A 23,848-nucleotide genomic window follows, 5' to 3' on the forward strand; every position below is an offset into this window, starting at 1 on the left:
TCGCCGAAAATTCGCAACTTGGTTCGGCGGGGCATGGAGACCAAATAATGGAAGCAGATTTCGTCATCGTTGGCGCAGGATCCGCAGGATGCGCGATGGCTTATCGCCTGAGCGAGGCTGGGGCCTCGGTTCTGGTGATCGAACACGGCGGCACCGATGCCGGTCCGTTCATCCAAATGCCCGCGGCGCTGAGCTATCCGATGAATATGTCGCGCTATGACTGGGGCTATCATTCCGAGCCTGAGCCGCACCTGAATAACCGCCGTCTGGCCTGTCCGCGTGGCAAGGTGATCGGTGGGTCATCCTCGATCAACGGCATGGTCTATGTACGCGGTCATGCGCGTGACTTTGACACCTGGGCCGAGATGGGGGCTGATGGCTGGTCCTATTCGGATGTGCTGCCCTACTACAAGCGTATGGAGACCTGGCATGATGGTGGCCATGGTGGTGATCCTGAATGGCGCGGCACTGATGGGCCGTTGCATGTTTCGCGCGGTCCCCGTGAAAATCCGCTGTTTCAGGCCTTTGTCGATGCTGGTCAGCAAGCTGGCTATGAAGTCACTGGAGATTATAACGGCGAAAAACAGGAAGGCTTTGGCCCGATGGAGCAGACCGTCTGGAAAGGGCGGCGCTGGTCGGCTGCGAATGCTTACCTGAAGCCTTCGCTCAATCGTGAAAACTGCGATATCGTGCGCGGGCTGGCCGCGCGCGTGGTGATAGAGAACGGCCGTGCGACGGGTGTTGAGCTGGTGCGTGGTGGTAAAAAGGAAATTATCCGCGCGCGGCGCGAGGTGGTGTTGGCCGCATCCTCGATCAACTCGCCCAAGCTGCTGATGTTGTCGGGCATTGGTCCGGCGGCACATCTGGCCGAACATGGGATCGAAGTTGTCGCTGATCGCCCCGGTGTGGGGGCGAATTTGCAGGACCATCTGGAGCTTTATATCCAACAGGCTTCGCTGCAGCCGATCACGCTGTATAAGCACTGGAACCTGATCAGCAAGGGCTTGATCGGGGCGCAGTGGCTGTTTACCAAAACCGGCCTTGGCGCGTCGAACCAGTTCGAAAGCGCGGCCTTCATCCGGTCGAACCCCGGTGTCGAATACCCGGACATCCAGTATCACTTCCTGCCGATTGCTGTTCGGTATGACGGGCAGGCGGCGGCCGAGGGGCATGGCTTTCAAGCGCATGTGGGGCCGATGCGCTCGCCTTCGCGTGGGGCAGTCACGCTGCGCTCGGCCAAGCCCGAGGACGCGCCGGTGATCCGGTTCAACTACATGAGCCACGAAACGGATTGGGAGGACTTCCGCAAATGTATCCGCCTGACCCGCGAGATTTTCGGGCAAGATGCGTTCAAACCCTATGCGGGCAAGGAAATCCAGCCGGGTGCCGACGTGCAGACAGACGAAGAGCTGAATGGCTTCATCGCCGAACATGCCGAAAGCGCCTATCACCCCTGCGGCACCTGTCGCATGGGTCGGGCCGATGACAAGAATGCGGTGGTCGATCCTGAGGGTCGTGTGATTGGTGTGGACGGCCTGCGCGTCGCCGACAGCTCGATCTTTCCGCAGATCACCAACGGCAACCTCAACGCGCCGTCGATCATGGTCGGTGAGAAAATGTCGGATCATCTGTTGGGTAAAGAAACCCTGCCAAAAGCCAATGACCGCCCGTGGATTCATCCGGCATGGGCAACAGCGCAGCGGTGATTTGATCCGCGTCAAAGCAGGGTGTGGAAAAGACGTATAGACTTGAATCGCAACGACATATTTTGAGGAGCGAACAGGAATGTCCCACACCCCGCATGAACTGGCCGAAGAGTTTCCGGATAAGGTCGAGCTGATGAGCCAGCTCAAGCAATCGGATGCACATTTTGCCCGGCTGGCGGATGAGTATCACGAGATCAACCGCATCGTGCATCGGGCCGAGACCAACATCGAACCAGTCGAAGATCTGACCGAGGGTGAAATGCGCAAGAAGCGCGCGGCGCTCAAGGATGAGATCTGGGCGATCTTGTCGAAAGCCTAAACCTTAAGGCGGGGGCGATGCCCCCGTCGCCGCAGGCCGCGACTCCCCCGAAGTACTTTCAGGCCAGGTGAAGATCAGGTGACCTTATATGGCAGGGTTCCACGGGTGTGGGCGTCGATCGACAGGCGGCGTTCCAGCGGCGGGACCGAGCGTTGGTGGCAGGTTTGCCGTTCGCAGATACGGCACGAGATGCCGATGGGCTCATAGGCGCTGGCGTTATTGATGTCGAGATTGTCGGCATAGACCAGCGCTTCGGCGTGGCGGATTTCGCACCCAAGCGCGATGGCATAGCGACGCACCGGCGCGCCATAGGAACCGCCCGATTTCGAAACATCCCGAGCCAGAGAGATATAGCGCACGCCGTCGGGTGTTTCCGCCAGTTGCCGCAGGAAATGGCCGGGCGTTTCAAAGGCACGGTGGACATTCCACAGGGGGCAGGCACCGCCGAAACGTGCAAATTGCAGGCGAGTGGCCGAATGGCGTTTGGTGATCGTACCAGCCTGATCAACGCGGACAAAGAAGAACGGGATGCCTTTGGCACCGGGGCGTTGCAGTGTGGAAAGCCGGTGTGCCACTTGTTCGATTGACGCGCCGAACCGGTTGCTGAGCAGTTCCAGATCGTGGCGATAATCCTGCGCTGCGGTCAGAAAGGCGTCGTAAGGCATCAAGGACGCCCCGGCGAAATAGTTGGCCAAACCGATCTTGGCGATGGCGCGGGCTTCCTCGCTTTGGAACTTGGCGAAGTCCAGGGTGGCTTCGAGCAGTTTGTCCTGGCTGATAAGCGCCAATTGCAGCAGCAGTTGAAACACTTGTGTTTGCGGCGCGATACGGGACGAGAGTTGCAGTGTCTTGCTGTCAGCGTCGTATTTCCGTGTTTCGGGTATATCGACAAATTGCACCCGAATGTCGCGCTCATTAAGACTGTTGATCGCTTCCGCCCTTATGCCATCGGCCTTACCAGCGCGGGTCGAAAAATGTTCGGCCGCGCGGTCGACCGCGTCGATGTAGTTGTCGCAATAATGAAAAAAGTCACGCACCTCTTCCCAGGGGCTGGCCTGAATCTGCGCGTCCTCGCGACCCAAAGCTTCGTCCAGCGAAGCGAGCCGTTCATGGGTTTGGCGATAGGTGCGGTGCAGTGCGATGAACGCGCGCGCCAGTGCAGGAGCGTTCGAGGCCGTCAGGCGCAGATCGGCCAGTGGTGGTATGGCGTCATCGAAAACCGGGTCGGCCAAAGCCTCGCGCATGTCCGAGACCAGACGCTCGCTGTCGCCGGTGCTCAGCTCGGTCACATCCATACCGAACTCCTGTGCCAGAGCCAGAACAACTGTGGTCGAGATCGGCCGGTTATTGTTCTCCATCTGGTTTAAGTAGGGCAAAGAGACGCCCAATTTGGTGGCGAATTCCTTTTGCGTCAGGGTCAGGCGCGTGCGCATTTCGCGCAGTTTCGCACCGGCATATAGCTTTTGAGTGGCCATGGCGTTTCTTTGCAACTTTTCCGTTGTGGCAAGCTAACTTTGCAAACCATGCGGTGCAAGCTGTGTTACAAGCCCAGTTGCCTCTCGCGTCGGATGACGGACGCAATCGCGCAGATCGCCAGCGCCGATGTTGCCAGCATCAGCCAAAGCAGGGGCATGGCGCCGGTTTCATGGGTCAGCAACGTCCCGGCCAGGGCGCTGAGGCCCGCACCACCGCCCAGCATGATCGCGCCGCTGAGGCCCGAGGCGGTGGCGGCCAGATGCGGACGCACCGACAGGGCGCCCGAGGTGGCGTTGGGGATCGTCATGCCGTTGCCAAGGCCCACAAAGGTCATGAGGCCAAAGAAGCTGAGCGCGGTGCCAAAACCTGCCAGAAACAGGATGGCCGACAAGGCAACACCCATCGCGTTCAGCCAACATCCCCAGTATACCATCCGGTTCACGCCAAATCTGACCGAGTATCGACCACTGAGAAAATTGCCGACAAAATACCCGACAGCAGGAGCGCCGAAATAGATGCCGACCTGCGCGGCACTGAGGCCGAACAATTCCGTACCGATGAAGGGCGCGCCGCCCAGATAGGCAAAAAACGCGCCCGAAGACAGGGCAGAGGACAAGGAATAGCCCCAGAACCGAGGTGAGCGCAGCAGCTCTGGATATTCTCGGAATTGCTGTACCAGCGTTTTACCGCTTTTGGCGGAGGTTTCCCCAAAGTCGACAAAGGTCAATGCCAGCGTCAAAGCGCCCAGGCCGAAAGGCAGCCAGAAATTAGCTTTCCACCCAAAGCTTTCCTCAAGCAGGCCGCCGATGGCAGGGCCGATCATCGGTACGATGGCCATGCCCATGGTCACATAGCCGATCATCGAGGCCGCCTGATCCTGATCATAAAGATCCCGGACGGCTGCTCGGCTCAGCACCATGCCGACCACCACGATGGCCTGGCACATTCGAAAGGCTAGAAAAACCTCGGCCGTCGGCGCATAGATACAGCCCAGCGTGGCGATCAGAAACAGCGCCAATCCCCACAGTAAAACAGGGCGACGCCCCGCTTTATCCGCAATCGGGCCGATCAGTACCTGCAGCACCGCATTGACCAGCAGGTACAGCGCGATGGACAGTTGCATGACCTTGTAGTCGGTCTGAAAATGCAGCGCCATATTTGGGAGGCTGGGCAGGAACAGGTTCAGGCTGAGGGCGGACAGCCCCGACAGCAAAACCAGCGTGAAAATGGTGGGTGGCGACCGACGCGCCATAGGCGAACTAAACTGCATGGTTCACAGGTATAATGACCGTTTCAGGGAATGCTATCCAAGACGGTGTTTCAGTATGAAACTTTGCAATTTTACAGTTTTCCATAACTTTGTTGCCAAAGGTTTGCAAATTTGCCGAAATGTACTTTGGCAACGGCATCCGTGCGTATAGTGTTCGCCTAAATTTCACAGGGAATTAGCGCCATGAAAGACATCCTGACTGAGCTTGAAGACCGCCGCAACGACGCCCGTCTTGGGGGTGGGCAAAAGCGTATCGACGCGCAGCACGGCCGCGGTAAGTTGACAGCACGCGAGCGGATCGAACTGTTGTTGGATGAGGGCAGTTTCGAAGAGTTCGACATGTTCGTCAACCATCGTTGCACTGACTTTGGGATGGAAAATCAAAAGCCTGCGGGTGATGGTGTGGTCACCGGCTGGGGCACAGTCAATGGCCGCATGGTCTATGTGTTCAGCCAAGATTTTACCGTGTTTGGTGGTTCGCTGTCGGAAACCCATGCGCAGAAAATTTGCAAGATCATGGATATGGCGATCCAAAACGGCGCGCCTGTAATTGGAATCAACGACTCGGGGGGTGCGAGAATCCAAGAAGGCGTGGCTTCGCTGGCCGGTTATGCCGAAGTGTTTCAGCGCAACATCATGGCCTCGGGCGTCGTTCCTCAGATCAGCGTGATCATGGGGCCATGTGCGGGCGGTGCGGTTTACAGCCCGGCGATGACCGACTTTATCTTTATGGTCAAAGACACGTCGTACATGTTTGTGACCGGCCCCGATGTGGTGAAAACCGTGACAAACGAAGTTGTCACGGCAGAGGAACTGGGTGGTGCGTCGACCCACACCAAGAAGTCCTCGGTCGCCGATGGCGCGTTTGAAAACGACGTCGAAGCACTGGCCGAGGTGCGCCGTCTGGTCGATTTCCTGCCGCTGAACAACCAAGAGAAACCGCCCGTTCGTCCGTTCTTTGACAGCCCCGAACGGGTTGAAACCTCGCTGGATACTCTGATCCCAGACAATCCCAACACGCCCTACGACATGAAAGAGCTGATCACCAAGGTGGCGGATGAGGGCGATTTCTACGAAATTCAGGAAGATTACGCCAAGAACATCATCACTGGTTTCATCCGGTTGGAAGGACAGACTGTGGGTGTCGTGGCGAACCAGCCGATGGTTCTGGCCGGATGTCTGGACATTGACAGCTCGCGCAAGGCGGCGCGGTTCGTGCGGTTCTGCGATTGTTTTGAAATCCCGATCCTGACGCTGGTGGACGTGCCCGGATTCCTGCCGGGGACGTCGCAGGAATATGGCGGGGTGATCAAGCACGGCGCCAAGCTGTTGTTTGCCTATGGTGAAGCGACGGTTCCAAAGGTCACCGTGATTACTCGCAAAGCCTATGGTGGCGCCTATGACGTTATGGCCTCCAAGCACCTGCGCGGCGATTTCAACTATGCTTGGCCCACAGCTGAAATCGCGGTGATGGGTGCCAAGGGCGCGACTGAGATCATCCACCGTGCCGATCTGGGCGATGCTGAAAAGATCGCGCAGCACACGCAGGACTACGAAGATCGCTTTGCCAACCCCTTTGTTGCGGCTGAGCGCGGTTTCATCGACGAGGTGATCATGCCGCAATCCACCCGGCGCCGAGTGTCGCGCGCGTTTGCCAGCCTGCGCAACAAGCAGCTGAAAAACCCGTGGAAAAAGCACGACAACATTCCGCTGTAACGGACTGCGCTGAATGACCTGCCCTTTGCAGAATGCTCCTTGGGCGGGTCATGGCAAGAGTAACTGTCGGTACGTTTGACTTTGAGGCCAAAGCTGCTAGATGAGACGTCTTACCAGATACAAACACGCGCGGGCCGAAAGCCATGCGCGCGCGATCCCGGAGAGAGGAGCCCACTTGTGGGTCTGGGATCGCGCTTTTGTACTGGCGTTTCTGGCATGGACCTCCCCTGCAATCGCTCAATCCGAAAACCTGTTGCCTGTCCCCTCTGGTCAGCCGGTGCATCTGAGTGATGTGCTGCTGGACAACAACCCGGGCGAGCTGTGGGTCAGGTTCCGTTTTATCGCGCCCAAGATCGGATCGGACGTTGGACGGATCGGGTATGATGTGGCCTCGGTGGACATGGAACATCTGTGCCAAACCCTTGCGGTGGCCTATGTCGCGAAATACGAGCTTGATCCGGCGCGGGTCGTGATATCGCTTTCTGATCGACCCCTTGAATTCGGGCGATCTTCACCTGATGCAACTCAGTACTTTGAAGCCTACCGGCTGGAGCAATCCCAATGTATCTGGGAGGGGCTCTGACCATGAAACCCCGTTTTCACCACGTCCGAGCGTTCCTGATCACCATAGCGGCTTTGGAGGTGCGCGAAATGATCCCGTCTGCACTCGGGTACAAGTTTGTTTCCCGGAATATATCGAACAACGAGGTGCTGGCATGCTGAAGCACCGCGGATTCCCCGGACGTCTGGCCGGAACTGATTTTCAGTTCACCATTCGCCGCGCCAATCCCAAGGGCGTAACCCCGATTGCCCGGCGCGAGCGGTTCCGTGACCGCAAACCCGCCGATCGCCGTGCGGATGCGGCGTTTATGGAAGCGCTGTGGCAGAATTTCGGAGACCAGCCGTTCGAGCGTGGCAACCTGGACGCCGGTCGCCTAAGTTGGTTGTTCGAGCGTGAGGTGATCGCGGCCGAAGATCCGTTCGATCCGGCCAGCTATGATGCGCTGCTGGTGATTGATGTGGACGCGGCGCGCATGTCGTTCCCCGATATCTTCGACGGGATACGCTGATCCGTGCAACCCGCTGTCGCGCATATCCATTCGGGGGAAACTTCGGAAAAAACCCTGCCCAGGATCGGGCAGGGTGGATTTGTGTGCCTAGAAATTCAGCTGGGCCGCGAATTGAACACGGTCCGAGTCAAATGTCCGGCCTGTAGACGCGTCGTTGCGTTCGCCAAAGAAATATTCGGCGCTGAACGTCAGATCGTCGGTTGCCTTGTAGAAGGCATTGACGTGGATTGTCTCAAGCTCGGTAAAAGCCAGAGTTCCGGTCGAGGTGGGCAGGTCGTAATCTTCTTCGCCATAGGCAATGCCGACATTCCACTTTTCGCTAATTTGCTGCCGGAGTTCGACGGTAAAGCCGTCAACGTCGTTGGCCTCGCCACCGACGATGGCGTCCCCGAAGCCGATCAGATATGGGCCAAGCGCTTCGCCGTCGACGTAGTTGACCTGAAACAGACCACCTTCCCAGGGACGGATACCAGCCGACAGAGTAAAGCCGGTTTGATCAACTTCGACATCACCGGATTGTGCCCTGCCGTACAAGGCCGAGGCTCGGGCGATGTATTTCCCGTCATTATATTCCGCCGACGCCGTCAGAACCGGATCATCGGAATTCGAAGCGCCGACATTTTCTTCAACCGAAAGGGCAAAGGTTGCGTTGCCGCCAATCTTATTCGTAAAGCGTACCTGAGGGACACGCGCGAAGGGGATACCAACGGGGCCGTTGAATTCCACAGAGGTCGGGTAGGTATCCAGCGGCTGGAAGTTGGTCCAGTACTGACCGATCAACCAGTGGTCACCGATTGTGATGTTGGCGTGTCTCAGACGCAATTCGGCCGGACCGTCCGTACCGCCGGAGAAAAGATCCAGTTCCAGTTGACCACCGATATCGCCCAATGCACTTGGCGTCGTCGTGCGCAATCCGACCCGAGATTGGCGAACCGTGGCGCCAAAGGTTCCATCCGTGGCAAATTGGGGCTCACCAATCCGCGACGTATCGGCCAAATCGCCAAGTTCGAAATCCGTATCGTAGAAAAAGTCGGCCTTGACGTAGCCGTAGAGGTCCAAGGTGGTGTTTCCGATCCTCAGGTCTCCGTCTCCGCCCCCAGAGCCGGTATTTGCGGTCTCCAGCGCCTCGACGCGGGCGCGCAGCGCATCCAGTTCTGCCTGGGTTCCGGCATCTTGAGCGAGCGCGAGCGTGCCCGTGACGCTAAGCGCAGAGGCAGCAAGCAAGAGTGCCTTTTTTCTATTTGTAATCATGCAGTTGATTCCTTGTGTGCGAGTGTGCCCACGCAAAGTTTCACGCAAACGTCAGTGGGGGAAATCACGAGAACGGCAAAGAAAGCGCCGTTTTCCTCAAGCAAAATTGTGCAAAGAGTCGGTATTTTTCACAGCAAGGTGAACAGATCGGTTAACCATACGTTCGCAAAGACTTTTTCAAATGAGAACAGCGAACTGAAACGTGATGTTGCACATGCAGAAAATCGCCTCGGAAGCGCGAATTGTAACGGAAGTGTGACTGATTCAGAGGATGGCGTTTTCCAGTCGGGACGACCCGGTGTCGGCACGATTTTGCGCGGGAATTCGCCTTATGGGCGAATTCTGGCCGGAAATTTGGGTGGAAACAATACTTTGTTTGCGGCCTCATTTGTGCCGTGCAATGTGATCGGGCCGTGCGGCTCTACTTTGCCTGCGCCGCACAAGCACCTACTATTCCGTACCCCTTCCTTCCGCGGGCAGGTTTGTGAAACCCACAAAATCCTGCCCGCGTTTTTCTTTGCGCACAATGCAGGCTTAATGCGGCATAAATCTGCGCAAAACATCCATTTCCAGCGCTTGTTATTGAATAACAGCGCTTGGTTCCGGCATCTGCGCCCCAATGCATCAAGAAAGCTAAAGGGGCAGAACACATGCGAATCTCAAAATTCTTCCTGGCCGTTGCGACCTGCGCGGGCCTTGCTGCCTGCGGCGACTCATTCGGTGAACAGGCGTTGCTTGGCGGCGGCGCAGGGGCACTGGGTTCGGCGGTCATCGGAGCGGATCCGTTTGTCGGCGCAGCAGTCGGGGCTGCGGGCAACGTGCTGTACTGCAAAACACAGAAGAACTGTTACTAACCAAGAATTCGGGGCGCCCGCCGCTCCGGTTGCCATTGCGCATCACGCCGTCGCAGGGTTTACGCCCTGCGGCGGCGTTTTGCGTTTCCAGAACATCAAGACAAAGGACGTTCCATGTTCAACAAGATCCTGATCGCCAACCGGGGTGAGATCGCCTGCCGGGTCATCAAGACTGCACGCAAGATGGGTATCGGCACAGTTGCCATATACTCGGACGCGGACAGACAAGCGTTGCATGTATCGATGGCGGATGAGGCCGTACACATCGGCCCGCCGCCCGCGAACCAGTCCTATATTGTGATCGACAAGGTGATGGATGCCATCCGCCAGAGCGGGGCGCAGGCGGTGCATCCGGGTTACGGTTTTCTGTCTGAAAACGCCAAATTCGCCGAGGCATTGGATGCCGAAGGCGTGGCTTTTGTGGGTCCCCCGGTTGGTGCGATTGAAAGCATGGGTGACAAGATCACCTCGAAGAAAATCGCGCAGGATGCGGGTGTTTCGACTGTTCCCGGTTATATGGGCCTGATCGAAGACGCCGATGAGGCGGTGAAGATTTCGAACGAAATCGGTTATCCGGTCATGATCAAGGCCAGCGCCGGTGGCGGCGGTAAAGGCATGCGGATCGCGTGGAACGACGAAGAAGCGCGCGAAGGGTTCCAGTCATCCAAGAACGAGGCCGCGAATTCGTTTGGCGATGACCGGATTTTCATCGAGAAATTCGTGACCCAGCCGCGCCATATCGAAATTCAGGTGCTGTGCGACAGCCACGGCAACGGGATTTATCTGGGCGAGCGTGAATGTTCGATCCAGCGCCGGAACCAGAAAGTCGTGGAAGAAGCCCCGTCGCCCTTCCTTGACCCCGAAACCCGCAAGGCGATGGGCGAACAAGCTGTCGCTCTGGCCAAGGCTGTGAACTACGCCAGCGCGGGTACGGTGGAATTCATCGTGGATGGCGACAAGAACTTCTACTTCCTTGAAATGAACACACGCCTGCAGGTGGAACACCCAGTGACCGAGTTGATCACCGGCGTCGACCTGGTCGAACAGATGATTCGCGTTGCTGCGGGTGAGCCTCTGTCCATCACGCAGGACGACGTGACCCTGACCGGCTGGGCCATCGAAAACCGTCTGTATGCGGAGGACCCGTATCGCAACTTCCTGCCGTCGATTGGCCGTTTGACCCGCTATCGCCCGCCGCAGGAAACCGCTGCTGGTCCAATGTTGGTCAACGGCAAGTGGCAGGGTGACGCGCCCAATGGTGAGGCCGCCGTGCGCAACGATACCGGCGTCTATGAAGGCGGCGAGATCAGCATGTATTACGACCCGATGATCGCTAAGCTGTGTACCTGGGCCCCGACCCGTGAAGCCGCGATTGAGGCGATGCGTGTAGCGCTGGACAGTTTCGAGGTCGAAGGCATCGGTCACAACCTGCCGTTCCTGTCCGCTGTGATGGATCACCCGAAATTCGTCAGCGGCGATATGACAACGGCCTTCATCGCCGAAGAATATCCCGACGGGTTTGAAGGTGTAACCTTGCCCGAGGCCGACTTGCGTCGCATCGCGGCCTCATGCGCGGCGATGCATCGTGTTGCTGAGATTCGCCGCACCCGTGTTTCGGGCCGCATGGATAATCACGAGCGTAAGGTCGGAACCGATTGGACCGTTACCCTGCAAGGTCAGGATTTCGAACTTGCCATCGAGGCGGATCATGACGGGTCAACGGTTACGTTCACTGACGGTGCGGTGATGCGTGTTGCATCAGATTGGACACCGGGCGATCAGCTTGCGTTGCTAGATGTAGACGGCGCTCCGCTTGTTCTGAAGGTCGGCAAAATCTCTGGCGGCTTCCGTATTCGCAATCGAGGTGCTGACCTGAAAGTTCATGTCCGTACACCGCGTCAGGCAGAACTGGCCAAACTGATGCCCGAGAAGTTGCCACCTGATACCTCGAAAATGCTGCTCTGCCCGATGCCCGGACTGATCGTGAAGATCGACGTCGAAATAGGTCAGGAGGTTCAGGAAGGTCAGGCGCTTTGTACGGTCGAGGCAATGAAGATGGAAAATATCCTGCGCGCCGAGAAGAAAGGTGTGGTCGCCAAGATCAACGCAGGCCCCGGCGACAGTCTGGCCGTGGACGACGTGATCATCGAGTTCGAGTGATCATGTCCGCGCGTTCGTCATATATCCAAATGGTCACGGCGTTTTGCGCCGGGTGCTTTGGGCGTGGCGAATGCGTTCAGCCGCCCTGGCGCCGCTCGCGAATCTCGCGTTCGCGCAGGGGGGTTTTGTCGATGGACCGGCCGATTTCACGCACGCTCCATGGGGACGGTTTGCGCAGTTTGACCACGCCGTCCTTGTCGACGAATACCATTTGGAACCCGCGAGGCCGCAGCTGCGACCGGATCGGAGACCGCGCCGAAGGGTCGGTGTCGGTCAGCACGACCACATCACGGTCGCGCATCGCTGCCTCGCCTTCGGTCAGCATATCGATCTGTTGCTGGAACCGCGGGTCGGCTGGCGTGTCGGCAAAAACGACGATGGGCCGTTTGACCCAAAGAAACTCACTGAGATCGCTGTCACCAGTAGGGCGAACAAATTCGTCTTCCACCGGTGCGGACCCGTCGGCAGCCAAGGCGGCCAGCGGGAATAGTGCCGAGAAAACAAGGGCAAGCGTTCGTATCATGGGGCCTCCTGTTGAATTGAATATAGCCCCTGCGTCGGTGAATGCGACCGGCGAATTGCATCAAAGGTTCAAAATTTTGCGTAAAGCGCTGTCTGAACCAACCCTTCCGAACACCACAACGCGCAGGCCAGGCCCCAGCGCGACCCGAATTGAAAAAAGGATATCGCTATGACCGATACGAAAGACTGGCGCGCGCTAGCCGAAAAAGAGCTGCGCGGGCGTCCGTTGGAGGATCTGACGAAAGAGACGTTGGAAGGCATCGACGTCAAACCGCTCTATACGCAGGAGGACACTGCAAATCTTCCGCATATGGGATCGTTGCCCGGTTTCGGTCCGTTTACGCGCGGAGTGAAGGCGACGATGTATGCGGGGCGGCCGTGGACAATTCGCCAGTATGCCGGGTTCTCGACGGCCGAGGAATCGAACGCTTTTTACCGCCGCAATCTGGCTGCGGGCCAACAGGGCGTCTCGGTTGCTTTCGATCTGGCGACGCACCGGGGCTATGACAGTGACCACCCGCGCGTGGTTGGCGATGTCGGCAAGGCTGGTGTGGCCATCGACAGCGTTGAAGATATGAAAATCCTGTTCGATGGCATCCCGTTGGACAAGGTCTCGGTATCGATGACGATGAACGGTGCGGTGATCCCCATCCTTGCCAGCTTTATCGTGGCGGGCGAAGAGCAGGGGCACGACAAATCCGTTCTGTCGGGGACTATTCAGAACGACATTCTGAAAGAGTTCATGGTGCGCAACACATATATTTATCCGCCCGATCCTTCGATGAAGATCATCTCGGATATTATTGAATTCACGTCGAATGAGATGCCCAAATTCAATTCGATCTCGATCTCCGGCTATCACATGCAGGAAGCCGGAGCGAACTTGGTGCAGGAGCTGGCCTATACTTTGGCGGACGGGCGTGAATACGTACGCGCCGCAACGCAGGCCGGGATGGATGTGGACAAATTCGCTGGACGCCTGTCGTTTTTCTTTGCCATAGGCATGAACTTCTTCATGGAGATTGCCAAACTGCGTGCCGCACGCACCTTGTGGCACCGGGTTATGACCGAGTTCGGAGCAAAATCCGAGCGGTCGAAGATGCTGCGCACCCACTGCCAGACTTCTGGTGTGTCGCTTCAAGAGCAGGACCCTTACAACAACGTGATCCGCACCGCCTATGAGGCGATGAGTGCGGTTCTGGGCGGTACCCAATCGCTGCATACCAACGCGCTGGACGAGGCGATTGCGCTGCCCACCGATTTCTCGGCACGTATCGCGCGGAATACTCAGTTGGTACTGCAGGAAGAAACCGGCGTGACCGATGTGGTCGATCCGCTTGCCGGGTCCTACTACATCGAAAGCCTGACCAATGAACTGGTCGAAAAGGCCTGGGCATTGATGGAAGAAGTCGAGGAAATGGGCGGTATGACCAAGGCCGTAGCCTCGGGCATGCCGAAACTGCGGATCGAAGAAAGCGCCGCCCGTCGTCAGGCGATGATCGACCGGGGTGACGAGGTTATCGTCGGGGTCAACAAATACCGCAAGGAACAGGAAGATCCGATCGACATCCTGGACGTCGACAATGTCGCCGTACGTGAGGCTCAGGTAGCACGTCTGGAACGCATTCGCGCCACCCGCGACGAAGCTGCGTGCCAACAAGCGCTGGACGCACTGACCAAGACCGCCCGCGAGGGTGGCAACCTGCTGGCTGCTGCGGTCGAGGCCGCCCGCGCCCGCGCATCCGTAGGAGAGATCAGCATGGCAATGGAGAAAGAATTCGGCCGCCACCGCGCCGAGGTGAAGACTTTGGCCGGTGTCTACGGCGCGGCTTACGAAGGTGATGAGGGCTTTGCTGCGATCCAGAAATCCATTGAGGAGTTCGCCGAAGCCGAAGGCCGTCGCCCCCGTTTGCTGGTGGTCAAGATGGGGCAGGACGGGCATGACAGGGGTGCCAAAGTCATCGCCACAGCCTTTGCCGATATCGGGTTTGACGTGGACGTTGGCCCGTTGTTCCAAACACCTGCCGAAGCTGCGCAAGACGCAGTTGATAACGATGTGCATGTGGTTGGCATTTCCTCGCAGGCCGCGGGGCACAAGACACTGGCGCCGCAACTGGTTGAGGAACTCAAGAAAGCCGGGGCAGAGGACATCATTGTGATCTGTGGCGGCGTGATCCCGCAGCAGGATTATCAGTTCCTTTATGACCATGGCGTGAAGGCGATCTTTGGTCCGGGAACCAATATCCCCGAGGCCGCGCAGGATATCCTGCGTCTGATCCGAGAAGCAAAAGGCTGAGGCCAGCCAAGATTTTTCGGCGAAAAATCTTGTGATTCACCGCCGTTGGCGAAAACATGCGACCAGATCCATCGGGATCTGGTCGTTTTTTGTTGGAGGCAGCGCACGTGTTACTGGATCATTTGGCCGTTGCGGGTGAGACATTGGAAGAAGTCTCGGCCCATATCGAACAGGCATTGGGAGTGCCACTGCAGGCGGGCGGTAAACATGATGCATTCGGCACGCACAACCGGTTACTGGGTTTGCGGGATGGGCTTTATCTCGAGGCCATCGCGATTGATCCGCAGGCACCAAAACTAAAGCGCACACGGTGGTTCGATCTGGATCGATTTTCTGGCCAGCCGCGCCTAACAAACTGGATATGCCGGGTCTCAGATATCCAGGCCGCACTGTCCATATTCCCAGATGGCGTAGGCCAACCAATTGACCTGACCCGAGGCGCGCTGAGGTGGCAAATGGCGGTCCCGCCCAACGGGCGGCTGCCATTCGACAATCTGTTTCCTGCGCTCATTCAATGGCACGGCGATCTGCACCCGGCGCGTATGTTGCAAGGCAGTGGATGCCGCCTGAGACGTTTGGTGGTTTTTCATCCTGACGCTTTGGATCTGGCGCGGTTGCTGGGTAATCTGGAAACCGTGGTGTTCGATACCGGTCCGGCCGCCTTGCGGGCCGAGTTCGAAACCCCGCATGGCCCCCGCGTGCTGGAATGAAAATACGGCGCGCAAAGGTCGCGGACGCCGCCTCAATCGCGGAAATCACCAACACGATCATCCGCGATACGCTTGTGACCTTCACCACGGATGAGCGCAGCGTCGAAAGCATCGCCAAGGATATCGTTTCTCGTGGGGACGGCTATTGGGTTGCGGGAAAAGGCAAGCAAGTTGTGGGTTTTGCCACCTACGGCCCATACCGCTCCGGGCCAGGTTACGCGCAGTGCCGCGAGCTTACGATCCAATTGGCCCCTGATGCGCGGGGGCAAGGGGTTGGGAGGGCATTGATGGCGGCGCTTTTTACCGCCGCCCGGGTGGAAGGTGTGCATGTGCTGGTGGCCGGGATCTCCTCGGCGAATCCTGGGGCGGTCGCATTCCACGCGGCGCTGGGGTTTAAGCAAGTGGGGCACATGCCAGAGGTTGGATTCAAATGGGGCAAACGGTTGGATCTTGTGCTGATGCAGAAAATTATTTCCTCTGACCCACCTGTCGTACCTGACAGTCGCGATTTCGGACGCTAGGGTGCGCCCATGTCGATCTGGACCCGCATATCCGATGCGCTAAGTGCGCTTGCCCAAGGTGAAAGCCTTACGGACGTATTTGAAAAATTGCGCACGCCGCCGGAACGCTCGGTTGCGTTTGCAATTGCCGTGATCGCGCTGGGTGCGAAGATGGCAAAGGCTGACGGGCAGGTGACGCGGGATGAGGTCACCGCCTTTCGCGATGTCTTCCAGATTGCCCGCGATGATGAGGCCGGTGCCGCACGTGTTTTCGACATGGCCCGGACGGACGTTGCCGGTTATCAGGACTATGCCCGCAAGATTGCCCGCATGTTTGCCGATGACAGCACCACGCTGTGCGACCTGATGGAGGGGCTGTTTCACATCGCCATGGCCGACGGGTTCTATCACCCAAACGAGAACGAATTTCTGGAACAGGTCAGCCGCATTTTCGGTCAGACCGACGCGCAGTTCATGGCCTTGCGCGCGCGGTTTGTGCCTGACGCACCCAATGACCCTTATACCGTGTTGGGAGTGCCGCACGACATGCCGCTGCCTGAAATCCGCAAGATCTGGCGGCAACTTGTTCGTGATACCCATCCCGACGCGATGATGGCACGCGGCGTGCCCGAGGAAGCCATCCGTCTGGCCGAGAAAAAGATGATCGACATCAACCGCGCCTGGGACGAGATCAACGGCGCACAGGCGTAGGCGAATGCGGTTGGCGACCTACAATATTGAATGGTTCGCCAACCTGTTTGACCGCAATGATAATTTGGTCGTCAATGATCGCTGGTCCGGTCGTCACAACGTCACCAAAGCGCAGCAGGTCGAGGCCATCGCCAAGGTTCTGACGGCAATTGACGCGGATGCAGTTTTGATTGTCGAAGCCCCCAATTCCGGGAAATCGCAGGACACCATCCGTGCTTTGCAGAATTTTGCCGAGGCGTTTGATCTGCGCACCTCTCACGCGGTGATGGGGTTTCCCAACGATACCCATCAAGAGCTGGCGCTGCTTTACGATCCGAATGTGCTGCAAGCGCGGCACGACCCGGTTGCGGGCAACGATGCGGCCCCCAGGTTCGACGACGTGTTCCATATCGACCTCGATATCGATGCGACCGAGGATCTTGTGCGTTTTTCCAAACCCCCGATGGAACTGGCGGTGCAGATCCGATCAGGCGCGCAGCTTCGCCTGATCGGGGCGCATCTGAAATCCAAGGCCCCGCACGGGGCGGGATCGCGGGATGAGGCGATCCGCATCTCGATCGCGAATCGCCGCAAGCAACTGGCGCAGGCCGTGTGGCTGTCTCGGCGTGTCAAAGCGCATGTCGAGGCCGAGGAACAGGTCATCCTGCTAGGCGATTTGAACGATGGGCCGGGGCTGGATGAGTTTGAACACCTGTTTGGCCGATCCTCGGTCGAAATTCTGCTGCAGGCCGGATTGTTTGACCCGCATGCCGCAGGGACGGACGCAGAGCCGTCAACCGCCCGGTTTGCCCGCGAGGGTGGGCGGTATCTTGAGGCGCTGCTGGACTACATCATGGTCAGTGAAAACCTGCGCGCCAAACGTCCGGCGTGGCGTATCTGGCACCCTTTCAAAGACGCAGGCCTTCGTGCGTCAGAGGACTTGCATCAGGCCTTGTTGACCGCGTCCGACCACTTCCCCGTTACTCTGGATATCGCGTTGTGACCTTTTATCGACGTAAGGCTCTGCTTATATTCTTTGACATGAAACATCTCATTGCGATCTGCGCGTTATCGGTCGCGCTGGCCTTGCCCGCACAGGCCGAGGAAGATACCGGCAAATCCTTGATGGAGCAGGGGGCCGAACTGTTTTTTGAAGGTTTGCGCAAGGAAATGGAACCCGCGCTGGAAGACTTGCAGGGGCTGGTCAGCCAATTTGGCCCGGCAATGCAGTCATTCTTTGAAGAGATGGGCCCAGCCTTGGCCGAACTGGCGGGTGAGATCGAGGACTGGAGCGCCTATGAAGCGCCTGAGATATTGCCCAATGGGGATATCATCATCCGCAAAAAGCCTGAGGATCAACCAGAAGAACCCGAGCAAATCGAGGAAGAAGCCGACGGAGCGACGGAAATCTAACCTCGGATAGTGACGTGAACCTCTGACTTTAGGGCATTCGCCAAGGAATTCAGGCGCGCTTCGGCCACCTCACTGAACAATGGCTCTGCGGCTTTGGGCAGCCGCAGTTCAAGCTGACGCTTTTTGGGATAGAATCGCAGCGTGCCCATTTTGACATCGTGGTGCATCCACAGCATGGCGCCAAAGCGCATTGCCTTGCCCAGAATTTCAGCCTGTTTCTGATCTTTCTCGTCCAGCAGTTTATAAAGTGGCTCGAACCGGTTGCCCTCGCGCTTGTTGCGATATCGGTGTTGCAGCGCAAGGCCGATAAAGACCCGTTCTGAATGTTTCAGCCCGCCAAGATTGGCGCGGGTGACATTGTCGAAACAGATTTCGGCTCGGTAATCAGGATGAGCGCGCCAGCTGACGTCGTGCAGCAGGCAGGCAGCCTTGATCAGGCGCACGCGTGCCTTTGGAGCGGATTTGAACAACGGCATGACAAAATCAAACAGGTGTTTGCCAAATCCGGGCAGACGGGCATCTTTGGCTTCGGAGAAGTAGCTGGCTTCGATCAACGGGTCACGGTCGCGCAGAATCTGCGGCATTTGTTCGTACAGCAACCCTTCGCGGATGCCATAGCTTGAGATCGCGATGTCCTTTGGTTTGAAGGTGCGGATCAGCCGCGCCAGAACGTCCATCGCATAGGGGATTAGCGCCATGCGGGAACTAGACACGCCCGCCTGACTGCGCAGTTGATCCGGATCACCTTTTTCGATGAATTTTATGGTCTCACGGACCTGCTTTGTGGTCATGCGGTATTCATGCAGCACGTTCAGCGGATAACCCCGGCGCAGCATGTCCAGACGTGCAAAAGCACGCCAGCTGCCGCCCACCAGAAACAGGCGATCCCGCTGCGGCCCCAGCTGATCCCGCAGTTCTTCCATGGTGGCCTTGATATGGGCCTTGCGCGCGCGCCGCCCGCCCTTGATATCGCGTAGTTTCAATGGCCCTAGGGCCGAGGTCAGACGGCGCCCGACTTGACCGTCGCCAATCTCGGCCAGTTCCATGGATGAACCGCCAATGTCGCAGATCAGGCCATAAGCCCCGGGCCAGCCCAGCAACACACCCTGCGCGGACAAGCGCGCCTCTTCGCCGCCGTCTATAACCTGAACGGTCAGACCGGTTTCCGAATGAACCTGATTGCAAAAATCCGGTCCATCCTTGGCTTCGCGCACTGCAGCGGTTGCCACGACATGCAGGCCCGGTAGGTCCAGATCATTGGCCAATTGCTGAAACCGGCGCAAAGCGGACAGCGCACGCTTGCGCCCGCGCGGGTTAAGGAACCCGGATTCCGACAGGCCCGCACCCAGCTCGCACATTATCTTTTCATTGTAGAAATAAGCCGGGGATCGCGCGGCCCCGTCAAAGATTACCATCCGGACCGAGTTCGATCCAACGTCGACCACGCCCACCCGCGACAGGGCGCGGGCCTCGGGGTTGTCGAACAAGGGCTTGCCGAACGATCCCCAGTCCGGGATTTTGGCTTCTGCGATCTGATCCATGTCTTTTCCAGATATTCGGGTGGCAGAATGCGAAATCGCAGTGTGCGGGTCAATTGTCGGATGCGACATCTGTCATGTCCGCGTTTAGCACCCGGATCGCAAGAGCGCGGGTGATTTCCCGCTTTTCCGACAAGGCCAGATGATCCAACCGGGCTACGACCTCGGCTGCGGTCTCGAACCGCCGATCCATGTGCTTGACAAGATAGGCTATCACGTCTGGTCCGGGATTCAGTTGGCGGTCGACAAACAGCTTTGCCAGAACGGCCCCCAAAAGGGCATCGTCCGGTGGGTCCAGCGCCACGTGATGCGCCCCTTCGATCCGGCTTTGCAGATCGGGCAGTGGCAGTTCCCACAACTTTGGCGCCAACCGCCCGGTCATCAACAGCGCATGGCCTTCTGCCAGCACCAGATTGTGCAGGTGAAACAGGGTTTTCTGCTGATCGAGGTCGCCTGCGACCATCGGAATATCTTCGACCGCTACCGGAGTGCTGGCCAAGGCGGGCACGTCTTCGTACCGCACATCGCGGGCCTGAATGATTCGCCCGCCGGTTTCGGCAGCCCAGACATGGGCCAGATGCGTTTTGCCAGACCCGGCAGGGCCGCTGAGGACCAGCTTGTTGCCGGGCCACGACGTCGCCGAGATCATCGCAACGGCCAGCGCATTGGCGGGCGAGACAAAAAAATCTTCGCGGCCCAGTGCGGTTTTGGCCGGTAAATCAAAGCTGAGTTGTTGGGCCATTTATTCGTCTTCCTGCTTCAACCCGTCGAGGCCGGTATACAGGCGGCTGTCCAGATAGATTGAGGTCAGGAACCGGGCGACCACGCCCAGCGCTGCGGCAACCGGAACAGCAACCAGCATACCCACAAAGCCGAACAGCGCGCCAAAGACGGACAGGGCCAGCAGCAGCCAGACAGGGTGCAACCCGACCGAGCTGCCAACCAGCTTGGGCGTCAGGAAATTGCCCTCGGTCACCTGTCCCAGCGCGAAGATGCCTGCCACCAGGCCGATATGAAGCCAATCGCCCCAGAACTGAAACAGCGCAAGGCCGATAGCCAACGTGCCGCCAATCAGGGCACCCAGATAGGGGATGAATGTCACGAGCCCTGCGATGAAGCCCACGATCAGGCCGAATTGCAGACCAACGATCATCAGCGCAACCGCGTAATAAGTGCCCAGGATTAGACAGACGGTTCCCATGCCGCGGACGAATGAGGCAAGAACATCGTCAATCTCACCCGCCAGCCGCTTGATCGTCGGGGCATGGTCACGGGGCAGCAGCTCTCCGATGCGGGCCATCATGCGATCCCAGTCCATCAGCAGATAAACGGCCACAACCGGGGCAATCACCAGCAGAACCACCACGTTTATGGCTGAGCCAAGCGATGAAACGACCGATTGCAACACATCGCCGGTCTTGGATTGCAACGTCTCACCGATTGAGACCAGCGCCTGATGCGAACTGGATTCGCGATCCAGCAGGGATGGGAATTGTTTTTCGATGAAGCCGCGCAGCTCTTTGAACAGGCTGGGCAGCACTTCGACAAGGTCAATCAACTGAGTGATCAGTGCTGGTACAACCATCAGTATCATCAGCACAAATCCCAGAACGCCGACAATGGTGATGATCCCAGTTGCGGCCATTCGCGACAGCCCCAAGTTTTCCAGCCGGTCTGCAATTGGATCAAGGAAGTAAGCGATTGCTCCGCCAATCACAAAGGGCAAAAGAACGTCGCCAAGTGCCCACAATAGAAGCACAAAAACTACAGCGGCTATGCCCCAGTACCTGAGCTGATCCTTCACCGGCAAAGCCATGGCTGTCCCCTTGTTTTCGGCTCTTGCCAGTGTTCTTGGCGCATGCAGCCCCATGATGCAAGCGCTTCATCGCCCGTACATTTCCCGGGCGCTAATCGCTGAGCGTTCCCAGTTCAGGCGTGGCGTCATGGGCGGCCTCGTCCGGCCAGTTGGTGCGCCAGATTTCCGCAGACCAATGGCCGCAATGTACCGCGGGCCGATCAAAGCCGGGCAGGGGGTCGACCAGAGGTGTAACCACCACGTCATGGCGGGGCACGGCAAAATAAGGAAACGAGTAACGTTCCTGTCCCGAGCGATTCACCACCCGATGCGGCGTAGATTTCAGCCTCCCGCCGGACCATAGTTCCAGCATGTCTCCGATATTGACGACAAATCCTCCCGGCGGGCAATCAGGGCTGATCCAACTATCGTCCATGGTTTGCACCTCGAGTCCGCCGACGGGATCAGGGGCGATGATAGTCAGGGCATCGGTGTCCTTGTGGGGATGAATGCCATAGCCGCCCTCATCGGGGGCTTGAGGCGGATAGTGCAGCAGAGTCATGTTGGTCATGGGATCGCGGAAGGCGTCCCGCAATTGGCGCGCGGGCAGGCCCAGTCCTGTTTCCAACGCACCCAGCAAGGCATCTGCAACGCGGTCGAGTTGGGACCAGTAGTCAAGGATCATTCCGCGAGCGTCTGGCACCTGCGACGGCCAGACATTCGGGCCGTACAAGGCGCAATCGTTGCGGATCGGCGCATCGCTGGCGACCTCATGGTGCAACTTGTAGCCTTCATATTTGTCCGCCTTGCCAGACCCGTCATTTGGGGTGAAGAACCCCAGCGGGATGAACCCGCGATAATTGTCGCGGGTGATGGCCTGATCCCACTTGGCACCTTCTTCAACGTCAAAGATGGCCTGCACACAGGCGCGCATGTTTTGAACCGTGTCCGTGGGTATGTCAGTTCCGGTGATCGACAAAAAACCGATATCAGTGCAGGCGCTCATGACCTGCTGAACGGTCTGCTCATAATCCGCATGGGACGCATTAAACAGCGGGGCGATGTCGATAGTGGGAATGCGACCCATCAGTGAATCCTTACGCCTTGGCGGTCAAGTTCGGCATGAACCGGGGCTAGGTTCAGCCCATGCAAGTCCTGATTGCTTTTCAGCGACAGGGCGGCTGCAATCCCGGCCCCCTGACCCATGACCGCACAGCAGGACATATTGCGGGTGGCGGCATGGGCCACCTTGTCCGCCCCGTGCGACCGGCCTGCAACCAGCAGACCCTTAACGCCTTTCGGCAGCATCGAACGGTAGGGCACATGCATATACCGGCCCGTGGTCGGCAGGATCAGGATGCCATAGCCGTCGATGAATTCGGGATAGATGCCGATCGTATCCTCGAACCGACCCTGATGCCGGGCGTCGTCCTCGGTCATATTGTAGATCGCATCGATCTTGCGGGTGTCGCGAATGCCGATGGTCATGCCGAAATTCCGCAGACGCGCGTTTTCGCAGCCGGGCATGAAACGGCGCAGTGCCTCGATGGCCAGCATTGACTGTCGACGGCCCTCGATCTCGCCACGGGTCAGGCTATCGGGATCGGTGCCGTCTATCCCGTCCATATGGATCAGGTTCATATAAGTCAGCTCACCCGTATCGTGGACCGCGCCCCAAGTGCCGGCGATGGTGTTCAGATGCGGCGGGATCAGACCCTGTTCGATGGCTTGCTGGAACGGTTTCTTGACGAAGGGTGAGAACATGTCGTCCTCTTTGCCACTGGTTTCAATGTTCCACTCGCCACCGCCGCCCCAGTCCTTGTAGGTCTGCGGGTCGGCCTTGACGCCCTCCATAAAGGCGCGCTTGTCGACGCCTGCCAGATGGAACATGACCGAAGCGGCCATCATATCCTCGCGCGCGGTCTTGTAGGTGGGCGCGCCTGCGCGATGGGCTACATCCGCGTCCCCGGTGGCGTCGATCACTACCTTGGCCAAAATCGCCTCACGCCCAGCTTTGGATTCGGTGATGACGCCGGTGATCCGGTCACCATCCATGATTGGGGCAACGAATTGACGGTGCAACATCGGATGCACCCCGGCCTCTTCGACCAGCTTGTCAGCAACCAGTTTGAACCCTTCGCTGTCCAACTCATAGCTGAGCGACTGGCTCTCTGGCACCGCTGCCCCCATGTCCCGGGCGCGGGTTTCAAATTCCAGACCAATGCCGCCTGCTTCGACGGTTTTCTCATGGCGGTACCAGGCAAATCCTTCGACTCCCACGGCGGTGATATTGCCACCCATGCAGCCAAAGCGGTCGACCAGAGACACTTCGGCCCCTGCGCGCGCTGCCGCCAAGGCAGCGGCCAGCCCCGCGGGGCCGGAGCCCACGACTAGAACGTCGGTTTTGTGAACGACGGGAATTTGACGGGCGGGTTCCTGAATGGTTTGCATCGGCGCCTCATGGGTTTGCATTTTAGCCACCATTGAAAACCTTGGCTGGCGGGTCAATCAAAATTCCGACCGTCCCGAGGTCGCAAAATAGCCAATGGCCGATTGCCCCCG

23 protein-coding genes are annotated in these 23,848 nt (G+C 58.3%); 14 read left to right on the forward strand and 9 right to left on the reverse strand.

Going from position 1 to position 23,848, the window contains the following annotated elements:
* The first annotated feature begins 47 nt into the window (after positions 1-47).
* Positions 48-1,706 (forward strand): choline dehydrogenase, encoded by a 1,659-nt coding sequence (gene betA / locus ACR0JB_RS01105; protein ID WP_480789621.1) that lies wholly within the window; start codon positions 48-50, stop codon positions 1,704-1,706.
* A gap of 79 nt (positions 1,707-1,785) precedes the next feature.
* Positions 1,786-2,025, forward strand: coding sequence for an HP1242/YdcH family protein (locus tag ACR0JB_RS01110; RefSeq protein WP_170347976.1), 240 nt, complete (start codon positions 1,786-1,788; stop codon positions 2,023-2,025).
* Positions 2,026-2,099: 74 nt separating this feature from the next.
* On the opposite strand, the gene ACR0JB_RS01115 is transcribed toward ACR0JB_RS01110, so the two are convergent.
* Together ACR0JB_RS01115 and ACR0JB_RS01120 are read right to left on the reverse strand one after the other, a co-directional pair.
* Positions 2,100-3,500, reverse strand: coding sequence for a helix-turn-helix domain-containing protein (locus ACR0JB_RS01115; RefSeq protein WP_170347977.1), 1,401 nt, complete (start codon positions 3,498-3,500; stop codon positions 2,100-2,102).
* Positions 3,501-3,565: 65 nt separating this feature from the next.
* Complete coding sequence (locus ACR0JB_RS01120; RefSeq protein WP_170347978.1) at positions 3,566-4,771, reverse strand: multidrug effflux MFS transporter; 1,206 nt, start codon at positions 4,769-4,771, stop codon at positions 3,566-3,568.
* Between the two features lie 183 nt (positions 4,772-4,954).
* Between ACR0JB_RS01120 and ACR0JB_RS01125 the strand changes: the two genes are divergently transcribed.
* From ACR0JB_RS01125 to ACR0JB_RS01140, 4 genes are all read left to right on the forward strand, one after another.
* A complete protein-coding gene (locus ACR0JB_RS01125) occupies positions 4,955-6,487 on the forward strand; it encodes an acyl-CoA carboxylase subunit beta (protein ID WP_170347979.1) in 1,533 nt (510 codons plus the stop codon).
* 100 nt (positions 6,488-6,587) lie between these two features.
* Complete coding sequence (locus ACR0JB_RS01130; RefSeq protein ID WP_254440472.1) at positions 6,588-7,070, forward strand: DUF6497 family protein; 483 nt, start codon at positions 6,588-6,590, stop codon at positions 7,068-7,070.
* Between the two features lie 2 nt (positions 7,071-7,072).
* Positions 7,073-7,210, forward strand: a complete 138-nt coding sequence (locus ACR0JB_RS01135; protein ID WP_170504649.1) for a hypothetical protein — start codon at positions 7,073-7,075, stop codon at positions 7,208-7,210.
* Positions 7,204-7,557 (forward strand): alpha-amylase family protein, encoded by a 354-nt coding sequence (locus ACR0JB_RS01140; protein WP_170347980.1) that lies wholly within the window; start codon positions 7,204-7,206, stop codon positions 7,555-7,557. The genes ACR0JB_RS01135 and ACR0JB_RS01140 overlap by 7 nt, the downstream gene beginning before the upstream one ends.
* A gap of 87 nt (positions 7,558-7,644) precedes the next feature.
* On the opposite strand, the gene ACR0JB_RS01145 is transcribed toward ACR0JB_RS01140, so the two are convergent.
* Complete coding sequence (locus tag ACR0JB_RS01145; RefSeq protein WP_170577349.1) at positions 7,645-8,808, reverse strand: DcaP family trimeric outer membrane transporter; 1,164 nt, start codon at positions 8,806-8,808, stop codon at positions 7,645-7,647.
* 650 nt (positions 8,809-9,458) lie between these two features.
* Here ACR0JB_RS01145 and ACR0JB_RS01150 point away from each other — a divergent pair.
* On the forward strand, positions 9,459-9,662 hold the full coding sequence (locus ACR0JB_RS01150; protein ID WP_170347982.1) for a hypothetical protein: 204 nt from the start codon (positions 9,459-9,461) through the stop codon (positions 9,660-9,662).
* A 114-nt stretch (positions 9,663-9,776) separates the two neighbouring features.
* Positions 9,777-11,822 (forward strand): acetyl-CoA carboxylase biotin carboxylase subunit, encoded by a 2,046-nt coding sequence (locus ACR0JB_RS01155; protein ID WP_170395593.1) that lies wholly within the window; start codon positions 9,777-9,779, stop codon positions 11,820-11,822.
* Between the two features lie 76 nt (positions 11,823-11,898).
* Here the strand turns inward: ACR0JB_RS01155 and ACR0JB_RS01160 are convergent, their stop codons facing one another.
* Positions 11,899-12,345: a DUF4174 domain-containing protein gene (locus ACR0JB_RS01160; protein ID WP_170347984.1), complete on the reverse strand. Its 447-nt coding sequence runs from the start codon at positions 12,343-12,345 to the stop codon at positions 11,899-11,901.
* Positions 12,346-12,513: 168 nt separating this feature from the next.
* Here ACR0JB_RS01160 and scpA point away from each other — a divergent pair, with 168 nt between their 5' ends.
* From scpA to ACR0JB_RS01190, 6 genes are all read left to right on the forward strand, one after another.
* On the forward strand, positions 12,514-14,640 hold the full coding sequence (gene scpA, locus ACR0JB_RS01165) for a methylmalonyl-CoA mutase (RefSeq protein WP_170360355.1): 2,127 nt from the start codon (positions 12,514-12,516) through the stop codon (positions 14,638-14,640).
* 107 nt (positions 14,641-14,747) lie between these two features.
* On the forward strand, positions 14,748-15,350 hold the full coding sequence (locus tag ACR0JB_RS01170; RefSeq protein WP_480789622.1) for a VOC family protein: 603 nt from the start codon (positions 14,748-14,750) through the stop codon (positions 15,348-15,350).
* Entirely contained in the window at positions 15,347-15,871 is a 525-nt protein-coding gene (locus tag ACR0JB_RS01175; protein WP_226688724.1) for a GNAT family N-acetyltransferase, read from the forward strand. Before ACR0JB_RS01170 ends, ACR0JB_RS01175 begins: the two co-directional genes overlap by 4 nt.
* Before the next feature lie 9 nt (positions 15,872-15,880).
* Positions 15,881-16,561 (forward strand): molecular chaperone DjiA, encoded by a 681-nt coding sequence (locus tag ACR0JB_RS01180; protein ID WP_170347988.1) that lies wholly within the window; start codon positions 15,881-15,883, stop codon positions 16,559-16,561.
* A 4-nt stretch (positions 16,562-16,565) separates the two neighbouring features.
* The gene (locus ACR0JB_RS01185; RefSeq protein WP_170360350.1) at positions 16,566-17,543 is read left to right on the forward strand and encodes an endonuclease/exonuclease/phosphatase family protein; all 978 of its coding nucleotides are present in this window, start codon (positions 16,566-16,568) and stop codon (positions 17,541-17,543) included.
* A 38-nt stretch (positions 17,544-17,581) separates the two neighbouring features.
* On the forward strand, positions 17,582-17,953 hold the full coding sequence (locus ACR0JB_RS01190) for a hypothetical protein (RefSeq protein ID WP_170347990.1): 372 nt from the start codon (positions 17,582-17,584) through the stop codon (positions 17,951-17,953).
* Here the strand turns inward: ACR0JB_RS01190 and ACR0JB_RS01195 are convergent.
* The 5 genes from ACR0JB_RS01195 to ACR0JB_RS01215 form a co-directional block, all read right to left on the reverse strand.
* Positions 17,950-19,494, reverse strand: a complete 1,545-nt coding sequence (locus ACR0JB_RS01195; RefSeq protein ID WP_170395600.1) for a Ppx/GppA family phosphatase — start codon at positions 19,492-19,494, stop codon at positions 17,950-17,952. The genes ACR0JB_RS01190 and ACR0JB_RS01195 overlap by 4 nt on opposite strands.
* 49 nt (positions 19,495-19,543) lie before the next feature.
* Positions 19,544-20,233 (reverse strand): P-loop NTPase family protein, encoded by a 690-nt coding sequence (locus ACR0JB_RS01200; RefSeq protein WP_170504659.1) that lies wholly within the window; start codon positions 20,231-20,233, stop codon positions 19,544-19,546.
* Entirely contained in the window at positions 20,234-21,307 is a 1,074-nt protein-coding gene (locus tag ACR0JB_RS01205) for an AI-2E family transporter (protein ID WP_170374443.1), read from the reverse strand. It abuts the gene before it with no gap.
* Positions 21,308-21,398: 91 nt separating this feature from the next.
* Positions 21,399-22,373, reverse strand: a complete 975-nt coding sequence (locus tag ACR0JB_RS01210) for an isopenicillin N synthase family dioxygenase (RefSeq protein ID WP_170504662.1) — start codon at positions 22,371-22,373, stop codon at positions 21,399-21,401.
* Positions 22,373-23,737: an FAD-dependent oxidoreductase gene (locus ACR0JB_RS01215; RefSeq protein WP_170395909.1), complete on the reverse strand. Its 1,365-nt coding sequence runs from the start codon at positions 23,735-23,737 to the stop codon at positions 22,373-22,375. The genes ACR0JB_RS01210 and ACR0JB_RS01215 overlap by 1 nt, the downstream gene beginning before the upstream one ends.
* Between the last annotated feature and the right edge of the window lie 111 nt (positions 23,738-23,848).

The sequence above is a fragment of the Ruegeria sp. BI7 genome (assembly GCF_056537925.1).

What these genes read in the sequence shown, in the direction of transcription:
- betA (WP_480789621.1), top strand. Translation starts at nt 48, where the DNA reads ATGGAAGCAGATTTCGTCATCGTTGGCGCAGGATCCGCAGGATGCGCG.
- ACR0JB_RS01110 (WP_170347976.1), top strand. Translation starts at nt 1,786, where the DNA reads ATGTCCCACACCCCGCATGAACTGGCCGAAGAGTTTCCGGATAAGGTC.
- ACR0JB_RS01115 (WP_170347977.1), bottom strand. Translation starts at nt 3,500, where the DNA reads ATGGCCACTCAAAAGCTATATGCCGGTGCGAAACTGCGCGAAATGCGC.
- ACR0JB_RS01120 (WP_170347978.1), bottom strand. Translation starts at nt 4,771, where the DNA reads ATGCAGTTTAGTTCGCCTATGGCGCGTCGGTCGCCACCCACCATTTTC.
- ACR0JB_RS01125 (WP_170347979.1), top strand. Translation starts at nt 4,955, where the DNA reads ATGAAAGACATCCTGACTGAGCTTGAAGACCGCCGCAACGACGCCCGT.
- ACR0JB_RS01130 (WP_254440472.1), top strand. Translation starts at nt 6,588, where the DNA reads ATGAGACGTCTTACCAGATACAAACACGCGCGGGCCGAAAGCCATGCG.
- ACR0JB_RS01135 (WP_170504649.1), top strand. Translation starts at nt 7,073, where the DNA reads ATGAAACCCCGTTTTCACCACGTCCGAGCGTTCCTGATCACCATAGCG.
- ACR0JB_RS01140 (WP_170347980.1), top strand. Translation starts at nt 7,204, where the DNA reads ATGCTGAAGCACCGCGGATTCCCCGGACGTCTGGCCGGAACTGATTTT.
- ACR0JB_RS01145 (WP_170577349.1), bottom strand. Translation starts at nt 8,808, where the DNA reads ATGATTACAAATAGAAAAAAGGCACTCTTGCTTGCTGCCTCTGCGCTT.
- ACR0JB_RS01150 (WP_170347982.1), top strand. Translation starts at nt 9,459, where the DNA reads ATGCGAATCTCAAAATTCTTCCTGGCCGTTGCGACCTGCGCGGGCCTT.
- ACR0JB_RS01155 (WP_170395593.1), top strand. Translation starts at nt 9,777, where the DNA reads ATGTTCAACAAGATCCTGATCGCCAACCGGGGTGAGATCGCCTGCCGG.
- ACR0JB_RS01160 (WP_170347984.1), bottom strand. Translation starts at nt 12,345, where the DNA reads ATGATACGAACGCTTGCCCTTGTTTTCTCGGCACTATTCCCGCTGGCC.
- scpA (WP_170360355.1), top strand. Translation starts at nt 12,514, where the DNA reads ATGACCGATACGAAAGACTGGCGCGCGCTAGCCGAAAAAGAGCTGCGC.
- ACR0JB_RS01175 (WP_226688724.1), top strand. Translation starts at nt 15,347, where the DNA reads ATGAAAATACGGCGCGCAAAGGTCGCGGACGCCGCCTCAATCGCGGAA.
- ACR0JB_RS01180 (WP_170347988.1), top strand. Translation starts at nt 15,881, where the DNA reads ATGTCGATCTGGACCCGCATATCCGATGCGCTAAGTGCGCTTGCCCAA.
- ACR0JB_RS01185 (WP_170360350.1), top strand. Translation starts at nt 16,566, where the DNA reads ATGCGGTTGGCGACCTACAATATTGAATGGTTCGCCAACCTGTTTGAC.
- ACR0JB_RS01190 (WP_170347990.1), top strand. Translation starts at nt 17,582, where the DNA reads ATGAAACATCTCATTGCGATCTGCGCGTTATCGGTCGCGCTGGCCTTG.
- ACR0JB_RS01195 (WP_170395600.1), bottom strand. Translation starts at nt 19,494, where the DNA reads ATGGATCAGATCGCAGAAGCCAAAATCCCGGACTGGGGATCGTTCGGC.
- ACR0JB_RS01200 (WP_170504659.1), bottom strand. Translation starts at nt 20,233, where the DNA reads ATGGCCCAACAACTCAGCTTTGATTTACCGGCCAAAACCGCACTGGGC.
- ACR0JB_RS01205 (WP_170374443.1), bottom strand. Translation starts at nt 21,307, where the DNA reads ATGGCTTTGCCGGTGAAGGATCAGCTCAGGTACTGGGGCATAGCCGCT.
- ACR0JB_RS01210 (WP_170504662.1), bottom strand. Translation starts at nt 22,373, where the DNA reads ATGGGTCGCATTCCCACTATCGACATCGCCCCGCTGTTTAATGCGTCC.
- ACR0JB_RS01215 (WP_170395909.1), bottom strand. Translation starts at nt 23,737, where the DNA reads ATGCAAACCATTCAGGAACCCGCCCGTCAAATTCCCGTCGTTCACAAA.